General features: G+C 65.9%; 16 protein-coding genes. 5 read left to right on the top strand and 11 right to left on the bottom strand.

Annotated elements, in window-relative coordinates; all coding sequences use genetic code 11:
* Window positions 1–190 precede the first annotated feature (190 nt).
* A complete protein-coding gene (locus AC4AMJ_RS25730) occupies window positions 191–391 on the top strand; it encodes a hypothetical protein (protein WP_489915607.1) in 201 nt (66 codons plus the stop codon).
* Between the two features lie 202 nt (window positions 392–593).
* On the opposite strand, the gene AC4AMJ_RS25725 is transcribed toward AC4AMJ_RS25730, so the two are convergent.
* The 5 genes from AC4AMJ_RS25725 to AC4AMJ_RS25705 form a co-directional block, all read right to left on the bottom strand.
* Window positions 594–986 (bottom strand): type II toxin-antitoxin system VapC family toxin, encoded by a 393-nt coding sequence (locus AC4AMJ_RS25725; protein ID WP_489915605.1) that lies wholly within the window; start codon window positions 984–986, stop codon window positions 594–596.
* A gap of 3 nt (window positions 987–989) precedes the next feature.
* A complete protein-coding gene (locus AC4AMJ_RS25720; RefSeq protein WP_489898362.1) occupies window positions 990–1253 on the bottom strand; it encodes a type II toxin-antitoxin system Phd/YefM family antitoxin in 264 nt (87 codons plus the stop codon).
* A 28-nt stretch (window positions 1254–1281) separates the two neighbouring features.
* Window positions 1282–1713: a hypothetical protein gene (locus AC4AMJ_RS25715; RefSeq protein ID WP_489915603.1), complete on the bottom strand. Its 432-nt coding sequence runs from the start codon at window positions 1711–1713 to the stop codon at window positions 1282–1284.
* Window positions 1714–2296: 583 nt separating this feature from the next.
* Window positions 2297–3190, bottom strand: coding sequence for a hypothetical protein (locus AC4AMJ_RS25710; RefSeq protein ID WP_489915601.1), 894 nt, complete (start codon window positions 3188–3190; stop codon window positions 2297–2299).
* A gap of 129 nt (window positions 3191–3319) precedes the next feature.
* Window positions 3320–4339, bottom strand: coding sequence for a DMT family transporter (locus AC4AMJ_RS25705; protein WP_489915599.1), 1020 nt, complete (start codon window positions 4337–4339; stop codon window positions 3320–3322).
* Window positions 4340–4375: 36 nt separating this feature from the next.
* Here AC4AMJ_RS25705 and AC4AMJ_RS25700 point away from each other — a divergent pair, with 36 nt between their 5' ends.
* The 3 genes from AC4AMJ_RS25700 to AC4AMJ_RS25690 all read left to right on the top strand — a co-directional run bounded on the left by AC4AMJ_RS25700 (window position 4376) and on the right by AC4AMJ_RS25690 (window position 6882).
* The gene (locus AC4AMJ_RS25700; protein WP_489915597.1) at window positions 4376–4948 is read left to right on the top strand and encodes a TetR/AcrR family transcriptional regulator; all 573 of its coding nucleotides are present in this window, start codon (window positions 4376–4378) and stop codon (window positions 4946–4948) included.
* Between the two features lie 68 nt (window positions 4949–5016).
* Complete coding sequence (locus AC4AMJ_RS25695; protein WP_489915595.1) at window positions 5017–6237, top strand: DUF6880 family protein; 1221 nt, start codon at window positions 5017–5019, stop codon at window positions 6235–6237.
* A 171-nt stretch (window positions 6238–6408) separates the two neighbouring features.
* The gene (locus tag AC4AMJ_RS25690) at window positions 6409–6882 is read left to right on the top strand and encodes a TY-Chap domain-containing protein (RefSeq protein ID WP_489915593.1); all 474 of its coding nucleotides are present in this window, start codon (window positions 6409–6411) and stop codon (window positions 6880–6882) included.
* A gap of 29 nt (window positions 6883–6911) precedes the next feature.
* Here AC4AMJ_RS25690 and AC4AMJ_RS25685 read toward each other — a convergent pair whose 3' ends face one another.
* From AC4AMJ_RS25685 to AC4AMJ_RS25670, 4 genes are read right to left on the bottom strand one after another with little or no spacing between them, the layout of a single operon-like run.
* Complete coding sequence (locus AC4AMJ_RS25685) at window positions 6912–7241, bottom strand: DUF202 domain-containing protein (protein ID WP_489915591.1); 330 nt, start codon at window positions 7239–7241, stop codon at window positions 6912–6914.
* A complete protein-coding gene (locus tag AC4AMJ_RS25680) occupies window positions 7217–7597 on the bottom strand; it encodes a YidH family protein (RefSeq protein WP_489915589.1) in 381 nt (126 codons plus the stop codon). The genes AC4AMJ_RS25685 and AC4AMJ_RS25680 overlap by 25 nt, the downstream gene beginning before the upstream one ends.
* 11 nt (window positions 7598–7608) lie before the next feature.
* The gene (locus AC4AMJ_RS25675; RefSeq protein WP_489915587.1) at window positions 7609–9504 is read right to left on the bottom strand and encodes an alkyl/aryl-sulfatase; all 1896 of its coding nucleotides are present in this window, start codon (window positions 9502–9504) and stop codon (window positions 7609–7611) included.
* 54 nt (window positions 9505–9558) lie between these two features.
* Window positions 9559–10938 carry an MFS transporter gene (locus AC4AMJ_RS25670; protein WP_489915585.1) on the bottom strand — a complete coding sequence of 460 codons (1380 nt, stop codon included), beginning with the start codon at window positions 10936–10938 and terminating at the stop codon, window positions 9559–9561.
* A 251-nt stretch (window positions 10939–11189) separates the two neighbouring features.
* Here AC4AMJ_RS25670 and AC4AMJ_RS25665 point away from each other — a divergent pair, with 251 nt between their 5' ends.
* The gene (locus AC4AMJ_RS25665) at window positions 11190–12458 is read left to right on the top strand and encodes a PucR family transcriptional regulator (protein WP_489915583.1); all 1269 of its coding nucleotides are present in this window, start codon (window positions 11190–11192) and stop codon (window positions 12456–12458) included.
* Between the two features lie 57 nt (window positions 12459–12515).
* On the opposite strand, the gene AC4AMJ_RS25660 is transcribed toward AC4AMJ_RS25665, so the two are convergent.
* Together AC4AMJ_RS25660 and AC4AMJ_RS25655 are read right to left on the bottom strand one after the other, a co-directional pair.
* Window positions 12516–12989, bottom strand: coding sequence for a hypothetical protein (locus AC4AMJ_RS25660; protein WP_489915581.1), 474 nt, complete (start codon window positions 12987–12989; stop codon window positions 12516–12518).
* Between the two features lie 12 nt (window positions 12990–13001).
* On the bottom strand, window positions 13002–13850 hold the full coding sequence (locus AC4AMJ_RS25655) for a hypothetical protein (RefSeq protein WP_489915579.1): 849 nt from the start codon (window positions 13848–13850) through the stop codon (window positions 13002–13004).
* Between the last annotated feature and the right edge of the window lie 38 nt (window positions 13851–13888).

The raw sequence follows: 13888 nt of genomic DNA, 5'->3' as shown, positions 1-13888 counted from the left end.
ATCGTCGAGGCGAGCCAGATCGGTGACCATCTGCGACGCGCTGATACCTCCAGTGCGGGAGATGATCTGTCCCACAGCCGGGTCCACCTCGCCCGGGTGGGTGTCGACGTAGGCGCCGACAGCGGCGTGGCGCTCGGCAACCAGCGCCAGCGCGGAAGTCGTTCCGCCCCGCGCCGACGACGCCCGACGGATGTGGGGAGTCGAGAACAACATCTACCAACTGGGTCACCGCGGGTACACGGCTGTCGCCGGCGGTGTCGGCGACTGCCCGTACACCTTCATGCGTGACCTCGTGGCGGGCGACTATGCGGTGCCCTGGGAGGCCGAGGTCGAACATGTCGACGGTACCGGGGCGGGGTGGGGCGCGCCGGAGAGTGTGCGGGCGAGGTGAGGGGCGGCCCTCTGGTTGCGCGATGAGCGAACACCATCTTTCGGCGGGCGACTCCTCCTCTACGAGGACCGAACGCGCGCCTCGAATGGCTGTCATAGTCAGACAAGGTCAGAGCGAGAGCATTTAGCGCCGAGGTGGATTCACCCTGATCATGCTCTGGTTCTCGGCGTTGTGCGCACGGTGGGCATCGCGACCTACAAGGTCAGTTCGGCGCAATGACAGTCATGCCGAGCGCACGTGCTGCATCAGCCATCCGGTCGTCGTAGGTGACGACTCCTTCGAGATCATCACCGAGCTCGAGCGCGACCGTCAGGTGTAGAGCGTCGAGGGTGCGGAGGATGGACGGATCGAGGTGACCTGCGGCGTCGAAGATCCGGGTCGACACGGAAATCAGGGTGATCGAGTCAAGGGTCGCCCGTGCCTGTTGGACGCGGTCAGCTGCGGTCCGCCGAACAGCTCTGAGTAGCTCCGCTCGAGCAAGATCGGCCGAAACCAGCTCGACCCTGTTGTCGGTGATCCAGCCAAACAATGCCGGTGACTCAAGCTCGCGGACGACCATCTTGACGAGCGCTGAAGTATCGATGTACCAGGCCAAGGCTCAATACCGTTCGGCGTCTCGCATGGCTGCGAGTTCGCGTGACAACGGAGGGCCGACCTCGGGGATTGGGAGCTGCGATATGTCCCGTCGAGGTGGACGGGCGGCGCCCGCAGCGATCAGACGTTGTAACGGCGACGTCGGGATCGGAGTCAACTGGGCTACAGGCCGTCCTCGATCGGTGATAACCACCGTCTCGCCAGCAGCAGCTTCAGCAACCACTGCCGACGCGTTTTGCTTGAGGGCACGGATGCCTACTTCCGACATGTGCTACATCGTAGTACATAATGCTCTCTCAGCGCGAGACACTTCTAGTGCCCTTTCGCGAGATCGCGCCGGCCTCACGAGGCATCTCCGGCCGAAGCCAGGCGTGCTCAAGCTTACGAATCTGATTCTTCGCAGATGTCGCAGTGATTGCGATGCCGAAGTTGGCGTGGAACAGCTCGGGTTCCATTGGCAGGGCGACCGCGATCGTCGCGGCCACGATTCCTGCGCGCCACCCCGGAGAACTAAACGAACCGGCGGCAGCGATCAGCATGAACGCGATGGTCAGATACGCGGCAAACAGACTGATGGGTACTCGAGTTGCTCTTGGGACGCCATGTTGGTGTTGAAGGGCGAGATAGAGCGCGACAGCGGCTCCAGCAGTCAAATGAAAAGCCAGAATGTCGATTCGCGCAAAGGCAATTGTCGTGGCAGTGCTGGCAGCCAGGTTGGCCGCGAGCAAGAATCTGCAGATTTGCAATCTCCGAGCAGACGGAGTCACCAGGTAATCCGAGTCGACGGTGACCGCCCGCCTGAACTGTGCGTTTCGGCTGGTATCCCCGTCCAGTCGGTACAAAGTGTAAACCGACACGAGGACAGACACCGACACCAGCGGGAGCGCAGGCCACGGACTCGGCGAGAATCGGAGGCAAGCATATGTAATGGCGGCGACCGTGATCCACGTCGGTGTAGTCACCAAGCAGAAGGAGACCACCGCGACAAGCCACGATGCCCGCGACCTGGATCTACCAAGGCACGCGGGTACGCCGCGCGCTTGGTGAATGGGGTACAGCTCTGTAGCGACCTGACCGATCATGCCGAGCTGCTCGCCTCTGTGGAGTACATCGTCGACATGTATCAGGTCTGTCGGACACGAGCGCGCGGTCGTGATGCGCATTCCGAAAGAATGGCAACCTCTAGCCGGTCGGATGACCAGACACGTCGGGTCGGCGGGCTGCTTCACAATCGAACTTTGCACAGACGACCTCCTGCGCAGGCGCAGCGATTTCTCTCGGAGGTGACAGACATTCACACGTCAGTGCCGGTCATTGTTCCCGCCCAAGGGTTTTCGCCAGCGGGGCAAGCGCATCCAGGTAGATCGAGGCCAGCATGTCCGACTCGTCGGCGGTATTGCGCATGCGGTCGGCCTCGGAGCTGTCCCACTGCGCGTCGACCTCGTTCTCGAATTCGTCGATGGCGCTGACCCGGTCGAGCCATTCCCGCTTGTCCTGACGATGTTGGATGCTGGCCACGATCTGCTGGTACTCGGCCAGCGCGCCGACCCGTTCGACGAGCCCATCGAGTCGCCGGGACAACAGCAGCGCCTTGGCGGTGTAGGTGTCGACCACCTCGTCGTCGGTGCTCAGATCCGCGGGAGCGTCACCCAGGATGTCGATCTGGTGGCGGACGTTGGCGGCCGACGTCGTGAGCGCGGTGACCTCGGCCCCGAGGTCCACGCGCACGCCGTGTCGGTCGAAGAAGTCCAGCTGCCAGGCCGGGTAGTCGCTCACCCGGTCGGCAACCAGTCCCGCCGTGATGGCGATCTGCCCTACCGAGTCGTTGCGGAGCCGGTCGGGTTCTTCGGTGCCACCGTCGGAGTTCTGATGCCAGCAGTCGAGCGCGAGCTGCCGGTAGCGATGCGACTCGGCGGGTTCGGCGCGCTCCTGGATCGCGCGACACCGCGACCACCGGCGGGCCCGCGCCGCCCGCAGGTCGTCGGCCAGCCGCCCGAGTGGGTCGTCCGCCGCCGCATCGCCCTCCGGATCGGTGTCCGCAGGCGGCAGGGCTGGTTGCTGCGGAGTGGACGATCCGACCCGCCGTACCAGGTCACCGACACCCGTGGCCAGCGACTTCACACCGTTGACGATCATCGAGCCGATCACGACCAGCGCAACCGCGATCGCCGCCGCAACGACGACAATCACGAGGAGCTTGATCACTTCTCCAGTACAGCACGATCGACGAGCTCACCGATGCGTGGAAGGTGAGGCGACACCTGGTGATGCGGCGAGCCCGAGAGCGCGCCTCGGCTCGCGACACGTGATGGGACCACCGAGCCATACCCTCACTTACGCCCGACAATGACCTGCAGTCGAACGCCGGAAAGAGACCTCCGCCCCCTGATCGATGCCGGAATCCTTCACGAGTTCACCGGATTCCTCCGTTCGCGCCGCCGGCTCGGGCCGCGCCGACCGCTTGACCACCCACGTCGCGCCCAGCGCCATCGCTAATCCGAGAGCCGTTGTGACGGTGAAGGGTTCGCCGTACATGACCGCACCCCACACCGCCGTGACCGGCGGCATCAGGAACAACAGCGAGTTCACCGAGGTGACACCCACCCGGGCGAGCATTACCCAATAGAGGCCGTAGCCGCCGACGGTCGACACGAACATCAGCCACGCGACCGCCATCCAGAAGCTCCCCGCCATCGGCGGTATCGCCTCGCCGGTCGCCACACACGCCACCGCGAAGAGCACCGCCGACGTCCCGCAATGGATGGCCAGCGCCAGCATCTGTGGCGGTGTGGCGGGTGCGCGTCGGTCCAGGAAAGTCGCCGCCACCAGCGCGGCCATGCCGCCCAGCGGTACGAGGTAGGCCCACCACGGCGCGTGCGCGCCCGAGGCGGTCGCATCCGTGCCGGTCACCACCAGCACGCCCGCCGCGCCGACGAGCAGCCCCCACCACTGCCGCCCGAGGGTGACCGCACCCAGGATCGGCCCGGCGAGCGCGGCGACCACCAACGGTTGGATCCCGTCGACCAGCGCGGTGGTGCCGGTGCTGACACCCAGCGCGATCGCCCAGTACACGGCACCTGTGTAGCCCGCCTGCGACAACACGCCGATCCCCATCTGGATACCCCACTGGCGCAACGACATCGGCGGTACCGACGCGCGCCGTCGCCGCAGCCCGACGACCACTCCGAGCACCACGGCGATCAGCATGAACCGCCACATCAGCACGGTCTGTGGTGGGGCGTCGGCGGCGCCGAGCTTGGCGCCGATGAATCCCGACGACCAGCACACGACGAACAACGCAGACAGTACGGGTGTCACCCAGCCCGCAGGTATACCGATCGGTGAAGTTCGCATGTCGCCGACTTTACCGATCGGTGTAGTATTTGCAAGGTGAGTACCGAAGTCGAGTGGACCCCCAAGGCCCGGGTGATCCTGACCGCGGCATCCGACTTGTTCTACGAGCACGGCATCCACGCGGTGGGAGTCGAGTCGATCGCCGCGGAGGCCGGGGTCACCAAACGGACCCTGTATGACCGGTTCGGGTCGAAGGAACAGCTGGTGGTCGAGTACCTTCGGGCCCGCGACGCACAGTGGCGTGAGTACCTGCAGGACCGCTTGGACGCGGCCGGCCCGTCGCCGGAGCGCCGGTTGGCCGCGGTGTTCGACGCCGGGCGGGACTGGATGGCCGAGCGCGGACACAAGGGCTGCAGCATGATCAACGCGCACGCCGAGATCAGCGACCCCACCCATCCGGCCTATCCGGTCATCGTCGGACAGAAGCAGTGGATGTTGGGGCTGTTCGCCGGTATCGCGGCCGATGCCGGCCACGCTGACGCCGACGCGGTGGCGGAGCGTCTGCTGCTGGTGCACGAGGGCGCGTTGGTGACGTCGGGGATGGGGGTCACCGCGGACGCGTTCGACCGCGCGCGGGACATGGCGGTGGAGTTGCTCGGGCGGGCGTGAGTCGCCCTGTCCGCACTGACTCGACCAGCCCCGGCCAGGTGAGACGCCCATTGGTCACAATGGTGAACATGACCCAACTCGCCGACGACGCACTCCCTCTGATCCGGACGCGGGCCGACCTGCACACCTGGCGGGCATCCAACGCGCATGGCGCCCGGATGCAGGACGCAGTCGCCATCTTGCAGGAGGCGGCAGCGCACGGTGATCCCGCCGAGGTCTTCGACGTCACGCAGAAAGCGATCGCGTCGGCGCAGAAGGTGATCATGCGTGCCGACGACTCCAGCGGAATCATGGGCGACGCCATTCGCAGCCTATTGGCGCTACACGCCGATCTGTCCGGTCCGGCGCTCGTCTCGCCGGCCAAACTGGTCGACTGGATGATCAAGTTCCAGTTCCACAATGGCTGCGACTTCTTCACCATCGACCCGGTGGGCTACGCGCAGGCGCTGGCCGATGTCGGGATGCAGCGCTATCGTCAGCGACTCGACGACATCCGGGCGAGTTTGCCACCGGAGCCGGAGGGTTGGCACGACCCCGACCGCCATACCCGATTCCTGTTGGCGTACAACGACGGTCGTCTCGCGATCTTCTACCGGGATATCGACGCGGTCATCCGCACGCACGCCCGCGACCAGCAGCGGGCCGTCTGGTTGGAGGACACCGCGCAGGCACTCGCCGAGATCGACGAATACGACCTGGCGATCGAGTGGGCACAACGCGCCACCGAGCACGACACGGGACATCAGGCGTTGGCGGCGTCGTCAACATGGTGTGACCTGGTGGCCGCGCATCGGCCGGACGATCTGCTCAACGTCAGCCTCGAGGTGTTCCGGCGGTGGCCGACGTCGGCGACCGCCGCGCGTCTGTATGCCGCCGCCGGCGACGAGTGGGCCGCAGTGTCCGACGAAGTGACCACGGCGCTCGACGACGACCCACGTCAGGCGGTCCTGTTCACCCTCACCACACTGCGCGATCCGCACCGCGCGTGGGAGCAGGCGCACGCCCTGTCTCTGACCGACGGGGCGCTGTGGCTCGATCTCATCAAGGCATACGAGAAGATCGACCCGCTCGCCGTGCTGGGCCCCATCACCGAGCTGGCTTACGCCGAGCTCGAGCACACGGGGGTCAGCCACTACAAGGCCGCCGCCCGGCTCCTCAAACGAATGCGGAAGCTGGCCAAAGGTACCGACCGGGCCGACAACGTCGACACCTTCATCGCAGAATTGCGGGACGACCATCGTAACCGGCCGCGAATGCAAGCCGAGTTCGACAAGGCAGGCCTGCCCTGACACTGGCGGTGGTCGATCAGCCTGTCGATGGCTCCGAACAACTCTCGAATGTCTCTGCGCTGATCGCCGCCCCGGATCGGCGACATCGCACATCAGCAGAACATGTCGGACCCCGCTCGTATCTTCGTTGTCATCGGCAGCTGCCGGTCCGCCCACCGACCAAGGAGGACCATGACCACCGAGGCCTACGACGACTACGAGTTCGACGGAGTCGGCGGATACGAGGACCAGATCGCCGAATCCTGGCGCGAGTTCACCGAAGATCTCGCCGCGCGTCTCGGCGATCTGCGATTCGGGTCGTTCGAGTTCATCGATCTGGCCCATCCCGTCGGCAACCGCGACCAGCTCCTCGTCGCCTTCCGGGCCAACCGGGCGGGTCGCATCCGCGCAACGGTGCCCAAGAGTGCAGTGGTCGGCTCACAACAACCGGCGTGGGAACAAACGCAGCGAACGTTCGAGGCGCTCGACTGGCGACACTTGTCCCGCAAGGACGAATTCATCCGGGAGTTCGGCCGCAAACAGCTGCACCGGGCCGCGGTCCAGACCATCACCCTGCTGCGGGGGCAATGGGGCGTCACCCATCCGTCGTTCCTGACGCTCACCGACCCGATCAACAGCGTGCACCCGTTCTCGCTGACCGGGTGAGGCGCCGAGCTCGGCAGCCGCGCCGCCGTCTACCCGGCCAGCACCGTCACCCCGACACACCCGATCCCCACCGCGATCAGCATCAGCATCCCCGACGACGCCTCCTCGCCACACCGGGGATCGACCCGGTATCGCCGCGCCCGTTGCGCCATGCCACCGCACAACGCAACCACGACAACAACACTCAGTACGACGGCCACCGCATTCGCAGCGGTGTGATGGCCCAACAATGCCTGACTGCACAGCAGCAGAACCCCAGTTGCGGTCAATGTTGTTCGGCGCCAAGCCAAGAGCGTGCGCTCCGGCTGTGGTCCGGGATCGCGGAGGGTCGTCGTCACAGGATCACGACCACCACGCATACCAGCGCGATGGCGCACACTCCCCCGACGGTGACACGGACGATGGTGGCCGGCGGCAGCGGGTCACTGCGCCGCATCGCCGCCTGCAGCCGGCGCCACCGGTAGAACGCGCCCAACGACAGCACGGTGGCCACCACCACGCACGTCACCGCGAGGACCGAGTGATCGACATTGCCTGTGCCGCCGCCGATCAACTCCTCGGCGGCGACACCGGCGGCCAGCAACGCGAGGGCGGTGCGTATCCAGGCGAGGAAGGTGCGCTCGTTGGCCAGGGTGAACCGGTAGTCGGGCTCGGCGTCCGGCACCGGCTCCTGGGTCGTGTCGTCGAACGTGATGCCTTCGCCTGCCCCCGACATCGCCCGCGACCTCACGGGGTGACGATGTTGAACGACCGGCTGAACGTGTCCAGCAGGGCGAACAGGTCGTACGCGAGCGCCTCGTCCCCCGACAGTTCCACCATCCCGGCCGAGACCGCGTCGGCGAGCTGCACGGCGCCGAGTGCCAAACCGGTCAGGGCCGGCTTGGTCAGTCGCATCGTGGCGTCGGCGTCGGAGTCGGGCTGAGCGGGTGTGCAGTTGAGCACCCCATGGGTCAGCTCGGCGCGCCATGTGTCGCCGATGTCGGAAACATCAAGCAGCAGAGTGAACTTGCGGCCACTGGCCTTCGGGCCGTTGACCCGGATGGCGAGGTAGTCGAGCAGCATGTCGACGGTCATCGCGCCAACGACCTCGTTGGCACCCAACGCCGACTCGTCGGTACGCACGCCCTGGCGCAGATCCTGCGCGCCGGTCAGGTAGAAGTTGCGCCACGGCGCCGACTCACTCTGGTAGCCGAGCTGTTCGAGCGCATCGGCCTGCAGTTCGCGTGCGGCGGTGTTGTCCGGGTCCGCGAACACCACATGATTGACCACCTGCGCCACCCAACGGTAGTCGCCGTCGTCAAATGCGCTGCGCGCCTTGCGGAGCACTTCGTCGGCGCCGCCCATGAACTCGACATACCGCTTGCCCGTCTCGACCGGCGGATGCGGATGCAGAGTGGCCGGGTTGGCGTCGAACCAGCCCAGGTACTTCTGGTACACGCCCTTGACGTTGTGGTTGAGCGACCCGTAGTAGCCGCGGGCCGCCCAAGAGGTGGCGAGTCCTTCGGGCAGTTCGATCATCTCGGCGATCTCGACCATCGTGTGCCCGTGTGCGGCCAGCCGCAGTGTCTCGTCGTGCATGTAGCGGTAGAGGTCGCGCTGCTCGGCGAGCAGGTCGCAGATCGCGTCGGAGCCCCACACCGGCCACTGGTGGCAGATGAACATGACGTCGGAGATGGCACCGTAGCGCTGCAGCGCCTCGTCGAGGTAGCGGCTCCAGCCCAACGAGTCACGCACCTGCGCGCCGCGCAGCGTGTACAGGTTGTGCATGTGGTGAGACACGTTCTCGGCCAAGCAGAGTGCGCGCATGTCGGGCAGGTAGAAGTGCATCTCTGCGGGCGCTTCGGAGTCCGGGGTGTACTGGAACTCGAACCGGACACCGTCGAGCACCAGTTCCTGACCGCTGCCGGAGATCACGTCGGTGGGTTGCAGCAGGCTCATCTGTCCCTGTGACAGCGCGATGCCCAGACCGGTAGACACCACACCACTGTCGCTGACCGGCAGGTTCTGTCCGTACATGTACTGCGCCCGGCGGATCATGGCGTTGCCGGCGTACACGTTCTCGCTGACGGCGTGCTCCAGGAACCCGAGGGGCGCCACGATCCGCACGGCGCCGCTGGTCACGTCGTCGGCGGAGATGATGCCCTTGACGCCACCGAAGTGGTCGGCGTGGCTGTGGGTGTAGATGATCGCGTGGATCGGTTTGTGGCCGAGGTTCTCGTACGCCAGCTCCATTGCGGCGCGGGCGCATTCGACGGAGGTGAGCGGGTCGACGACGATGTAGCCGGTGTCACCTTCGATGATGGTCATGTTGGAGATGTCGAAGCCGCGGAGCTGGTAGATGCGCTCGGCGACCTTGAACAGGCCGTGTGCGGTGTGCAGCTGGGACATCCGCCACAGGCTGGGGTTGACGGTCGCGGGGGCCTCATCCTGCAGGAAGGCGAAGCGTTCCAGATCCCACACGATGCGGCCGGTGTCGTCGGTGATCACCATCGGGTCCAGGGTGGCGATGAAGCCGCGGTGGGCGTCGTCGAAGGCCCGCCGATCTTCGAAGGGCAGGGCGTCGAGGACGGCCTCGTTGACGGCGGCAGTGTGGGAGGTGGCGGGTTTGCTGTTGTGAGACAAAAGTTCTCCGTTCAAGGGTCAGATGTGGGGAAGGTTGCGGTGTGAGCGGTGGGGTCAGGCCGGGCGGGCGGCGGCCGCGAGTCGGGCGGCGTCTCGGTCCGGGCTGATCAGGGTCACGGCGAACAGTCCGCCGACGATCACGATGGCGCCGGTGAGCGCGAAGACTGCCGTGTATCCGGACGTGGGGTCGCTCCCGGCGCGGTCGATGAGGACACCGGCGACGTACGGCGCGATGACGCCGGCCAGTGAGTAGACGGCGACAAAAGCTCCGAGGACGGCGCCGCGCTGCCCGACGGGTGCGATCTGCCCGCAGGCCACGGCGCCCGCGGCGAACGCCACGCCGCACAGGCCGAGCCCGATGGACAGGAAGATGATGATCGCGCCGTTGCCGTGGACAGCCATCGCCAGCAGGATGCAGATACCCGAGACCACGGCGATGGCGCCGGGCAGCACACCGCGAGCCCATCGGCTCGAGACGCCCTTGCGCATCAGGCGTTGGGTGCCGAAACCTTGTGCGAGCAAACCGATCACTCCGACGATCCACGGAAGCGCGGTGAGAGTTCCGGTGGTCGCCTTGCTGTAGCCGAGGTCGTCGGTCAGGTAGGCAGGCACCCAGGCGATCAGCAGCGCCACCGCCCAATACCCGGCGAATGCGCTCAGCGCGCAGCCAATCCAGGTCCGCGAGCCCAGGATCTTCCGCAGCGGCACGTGCACACGATCGACGGGGCGGACGGCGTCGTCGGCGGTGGCAGTGGTCGTGTGCACATCGATCGGGCCGTCACGGCCGACCACCAACCACACCGCACTCCACACCACACCGACGACCGCGACGGCGATGAACGCCGAGCGCCAGCCGTGGGCGGCGATCAGCCACGACAGCGTCGGTGCGCCGACGATCACGCCCAGCGACGTCGCAACCGTCAGCCACGCCGTCGGCATGCTGCGATCGGCGTCCTTGAACCACTTGTGCACGGCGTGCTGCGCCACGCCGAACGCCGGACCTTCCGCAGCACCGAGCACCACGCGGGAGGCCAGGATGACCAGGAATCCCGCCGGGCCGATGACCGGCAGCATCGCGGCCGACCAGATCAGCGCCAGGACCAGCAGCACCTTGCGGGTGCTGAAGCGGTCGGCGAGATGGCCGATCACCAACGCGGACAGGCTGAACAACAGGAAGAAGGCACTCGAGATGGTGCCGTACTGCTGGGCGGTGAGCCCGAACTCCGCGCGAATGCTGGTGGCGGCCAGTCCCAGCACCGCCTTGTCGGCGAAGTTGATCATCATGAGGATCATCAACATCGCGGTGATCACCCAGGCGCGGGCGCCGCCGATGGTCATCCGCCCGCGATCGGTGCGGCCGCGCCGGTCCGGCTGCGCAGGCTCGGGAGTGAGCGTCGCCGTCGTACTGGGTGGACGGGTGGTCGATTGGTCCATCGTGTTTCCTTGCGTGTTCTCGTGGTCGCGCCTGGGGATCGGCGCCCGGGAGGTGGGGCAGCGGGTACGCACCGACGCCGGCGCTTCGGAGCTGTTCGGTGGCGCAAGCTGTACGGCGACATCATCGTGGTTCACATCACAATTTCTGCTACGTCTCCACGGTAAGGTGGGCTATCGCCCATCGCAATGGCGCGCCGGCACAGGAAGCTCCGCATTTGGATGTGCGATCGCACAAGAGTGGGAGGACGGAGATGACCGCGCTGACGCCAACCCCACCACCGGAGGGGATCGACGATCTGATCAATCGGTTGCAGGGTCGTGCGGCTGAGATCGTCAAGCATTCGGATTGGGCGACGTCCGAGGCGCTCCGCGCCCTGCCGCCGGAGATCCGGTTCACCGAGGTGCCGTGGGTGGCGCGGACGAACATGGTGGCGATCTTCCGGGCGCTACGCGCGAATGCCACACCCAGTGACGACGACCTGCGGCCGGCGCGAGCGATCGCCGTGCAGCGCGCCGACGAGGGTGTGCCGCTGTCAGTGGTGATCCGGAATTGGCAACGCGGATTCGAAGGCTTCTGGGCCGAGGCGACAGTGGTCGCCCGACCCGATGAGACCGACCAGATGGCCTACCTCGGCACCGCGCTGATCTCACTGTTCGGCACCTATTCGGCGACCATCGTCGATGCCTATGAGCAGGAAAAGGTCATCCTCGACAGCGAGAAGAGCAGTGCCGGGCACCTGGTGGCGCGCATGATCCTCGACGGGCAGGAAGCCCGCCCCTACGCCGACCGCTTCCGGATCGCACTGGCCGAGGCGTACCACGTGCTGGCGTTGGAGATCTCGTCGACACCGGACGAACTCATCGAGGATGCGACCGGGCGGCTGGTGGCCGGACGTCGGAAGATGCGCAAGATCCTCTCGCTGCCCGAGTTCCATCGCACCAACCAGACGCTGACCACGCTGGGCCCGGCGGGCGGGCACCTGCTCATGCCGGTGGACTCGGATGGTCGGTCGTCGGCGCAGGAAGTCGCCGAAGAGTTGGTCGAACGCATCCGGTCATCGGTGGACGTCCCGATTCGGGCCGGGCTGGTGCAGGACGTGCCCATCGCGGACGTGCCGTCGGCGGGGAGGTTGGCGTCGGAGGTGCTGCGACTGTCGGCGGGACACCACGCCGAGCGCGTCATCTACCGGCTCGCCGACGTCGCACTCCCCTATCAGCTGACCCGCCCGAGCCCGGCCGGCACGCACATTCGCCGCGTGCTGGAACCCATCGAACCGTTCCCCGAACTGATCGACTTCCTCGAGCACTACCTGCGCTGCGACATGGACCGCGCCCGCACCGCTCGAACACTCGGCGTCCATCCGAACACCGTCAACAACCGGCTCCACAAGGTGGCGTCGTTGAGCGGGATCGACCCGAGTGGGTTCGAGGGCGTGATGGCGTTCGGGGCGGCGCTGGCGGTGGTGCGGGCGGAGTCGGGTGGGGGCACAGTGTTTGGGGATCACGCCGGCAATGAATGACGCGGCATCTTGCGACAGCTAGGTCGTCATGCGGTCGACCCGTGCGGTCGGTGAGCGTCACGGGAGGTAAGTCGTTGTGGTGTCGAGCAAGTCGGCCAGGGTCCATCGATGTGCTTTGAAGGGCTGATTTGCCCTTGGCCGCGGTCGGTGAGGTAACTCAATCGCCAACGGCGCCAGCACGAACACACGGAGCTCCTCGTCGCCAGCGTCCGTTAGACCCAGTTGGTCACGACAGAAATCGCGTACCTGCGCGCTGCGGTGGGGGCCACGCACCGCATCTTCGTCAGCAATATCGCGAAGGTGCGCCGCCAGGTTCGCGGTCCCGATATCGAAAACCCGATCCACCTTGTAGACACGCGGGATCTCTCCACCGTCCGGCAACCGCGGTGCGAGGTAGCGGCTGGCCGGTGCGTGATGGGATTGCGGGCAGGCGTACACCGAGAATCGCTCGATCGCCACGGCGCTCCGGCCGGCGGGCAGGCTGAGGAGCTCAACAGTTGGATCGACCGGTCGAATGTGTTCTGGTGTCATCGGAACTCCTCGTCATCCTCGAGATTCACCGACCGATGCGGACCTCCGACGTTCGCCTCGCATGGCTGCTATAGCGGTTGCGATTGATGTCTGACCTTGCCGTGAGATCTGAGCCTCGATGAATTCGTTCATCGCCTCCGGCGGCGAGTCGAAACGCTGCGCGGGGAGGACTTCCTCCCATGTCTCGTAGTCAGCAGGGTCGTCAAACGTAATCGCTCCGATCCCATGCTCATGGGCGGTCGCTGTTGCGGTGTCCAGGGCTTCCTTGTATACATCAGTCAGCTCGGTCCGAATTTCGACGAGTATGTAGGCGTGCGTTGATGCGCGCCTGTGTGCCAGTGCCTCGAAGACCGCAATCAAATTGACCTGTTGCATCGACTTCACCTCGAAGGTGAAGATCTCGAATTGCTTGTGCGGCACATGCCGGAAGGTCTTGAGCCCGATCGCAACCAGATCGGGTCTTGTCCGGGCTCCTCCGGTCCGCCTCTTGCCCTGTCGCGCGGTCTCTTCAATCGCCAGGGGTTGGAATCCGCGATCCTCGGCCCACTCGTCACGCAACGTCGAGAGTATTGGTCCGTACAGGTCTGCTTCAGCAAGCGGCGGTCGCACCGTCGCAAACCTGGCGGTATGGTCGGCTTCGACGTCGGCGTCCTTGGTGACAGGTGCACGCTTCAGGGCTCCACCGCGCCCGCGCGCACGGAGCACAAGTTCCTTGTCGAGAAGCCCTTGGCGCGCCCTTCCGTATCGAACCTTCGACCATCCGAGCGCCGTGCGGGTGACAGTGTTGCCAACCGGGTCACCGTCACAAGGTATTCGCACGAAGAGTGCGTGTTCGTCTCGATTCAATTGGAGTTCGTCCATTCTCGACTCCACTCGACGGAGTGTACTTGACGGGTTAC

This window comes from Gordonia sp. LMA484, assembly GCF_058129505.1.
The sequence above is the reverse complement of the archived record's forward strand: the minus strand, read 5'-3'. Positions and strand labels throughout refer to the sequence as shown.

What these genes read in the sequence shown, in the direction of transcription:
- AC4AMJ_RS25730 (WP_489915607.1), top strand. Translation starts at nt 191, where the DNA reads ATGTGGGGAGTCGAGAACAACATCTACCAACTGGGTCACCGCGGGTAC.
- AC4AMJ_RS25720 (WP_489898362.1), bottom strand. Translation starts at nt 1,253, where the DNA reads ATGTCGGAAGTAGGCATCCGTGCCCTCAAGCAAAACGCGTCGGCAGTG.
- AC4AMJ_RS25705 (WP_489915599.1), bottom strand. Translation starts at nt 4,339, where the DNA reads ATGCGAACTTCACCGATCGGTATACCTGCGGGCTGGGTGACACCCGTA.
- AC4AMJ_RS25695 (WP_489915595.1), top strand. Translation starts at nt 5,017, where the DNA reads ATGACCCAACTCGCCGACGACGCACTCCCTCTGATCCGGACGCGGGCC.
- AC4AMJ_RS25690 (WP_489915593.1), top strand. Translation starts at nt 6,409, where the DNA reads ATGACCACCGAGGCCTACGACGACTACGAGTTCGACGGAGTCGGCGGA.
- AC4AMJ_RS25685 (WP_489915591.1), bottom strand. Translation starts at nt 7,241, where the DNA reads ATGCGTGGTGGTCGTGATCCTGTGACGACGACCCTCCGCGATCCCGGA.
- AC4AMJ_RS25680 (WP_489915589.1), bottom strand. Translation starts at nt 7,597, where the DNA reads ATGTCGGGGGCAGGCGAAGGCATCACGTTCGACGACACGACCCAGGAG.
- AC4AMJ_RS25670 (WP_489915585.1), bottom strand. Translation starts at nt 10,938, where the DNA reads ATGGACCAATCGACCACCCGTCCACCCAGTACGACGGCGACGCTCACT.
- AC4AMJ_RS25665 (WP_489915583.1), top strand. Translation starts at nt 11,190, where the DNA reads ATGACCGCGCTGACGCCAACCCCACCACCGGAGGGGATCGACGATCTG.
- AC4AMJ_RS25660 (WP_489915581.1), bottom strand. Translation starts at nt 12,989, where the DNA reads ATGACACCAGAACACATTCGACCGGTCGATCCAACTGTTGAGCTCCTC.
- AC4AMJ_RS25655 (WP_489915579.1), bottom strand. Translation starts at nt 13,850, where the DNA reads ATGGACGAACTCCAATTGAATCGAGACGAACACGCACTCTTCGTGCGA.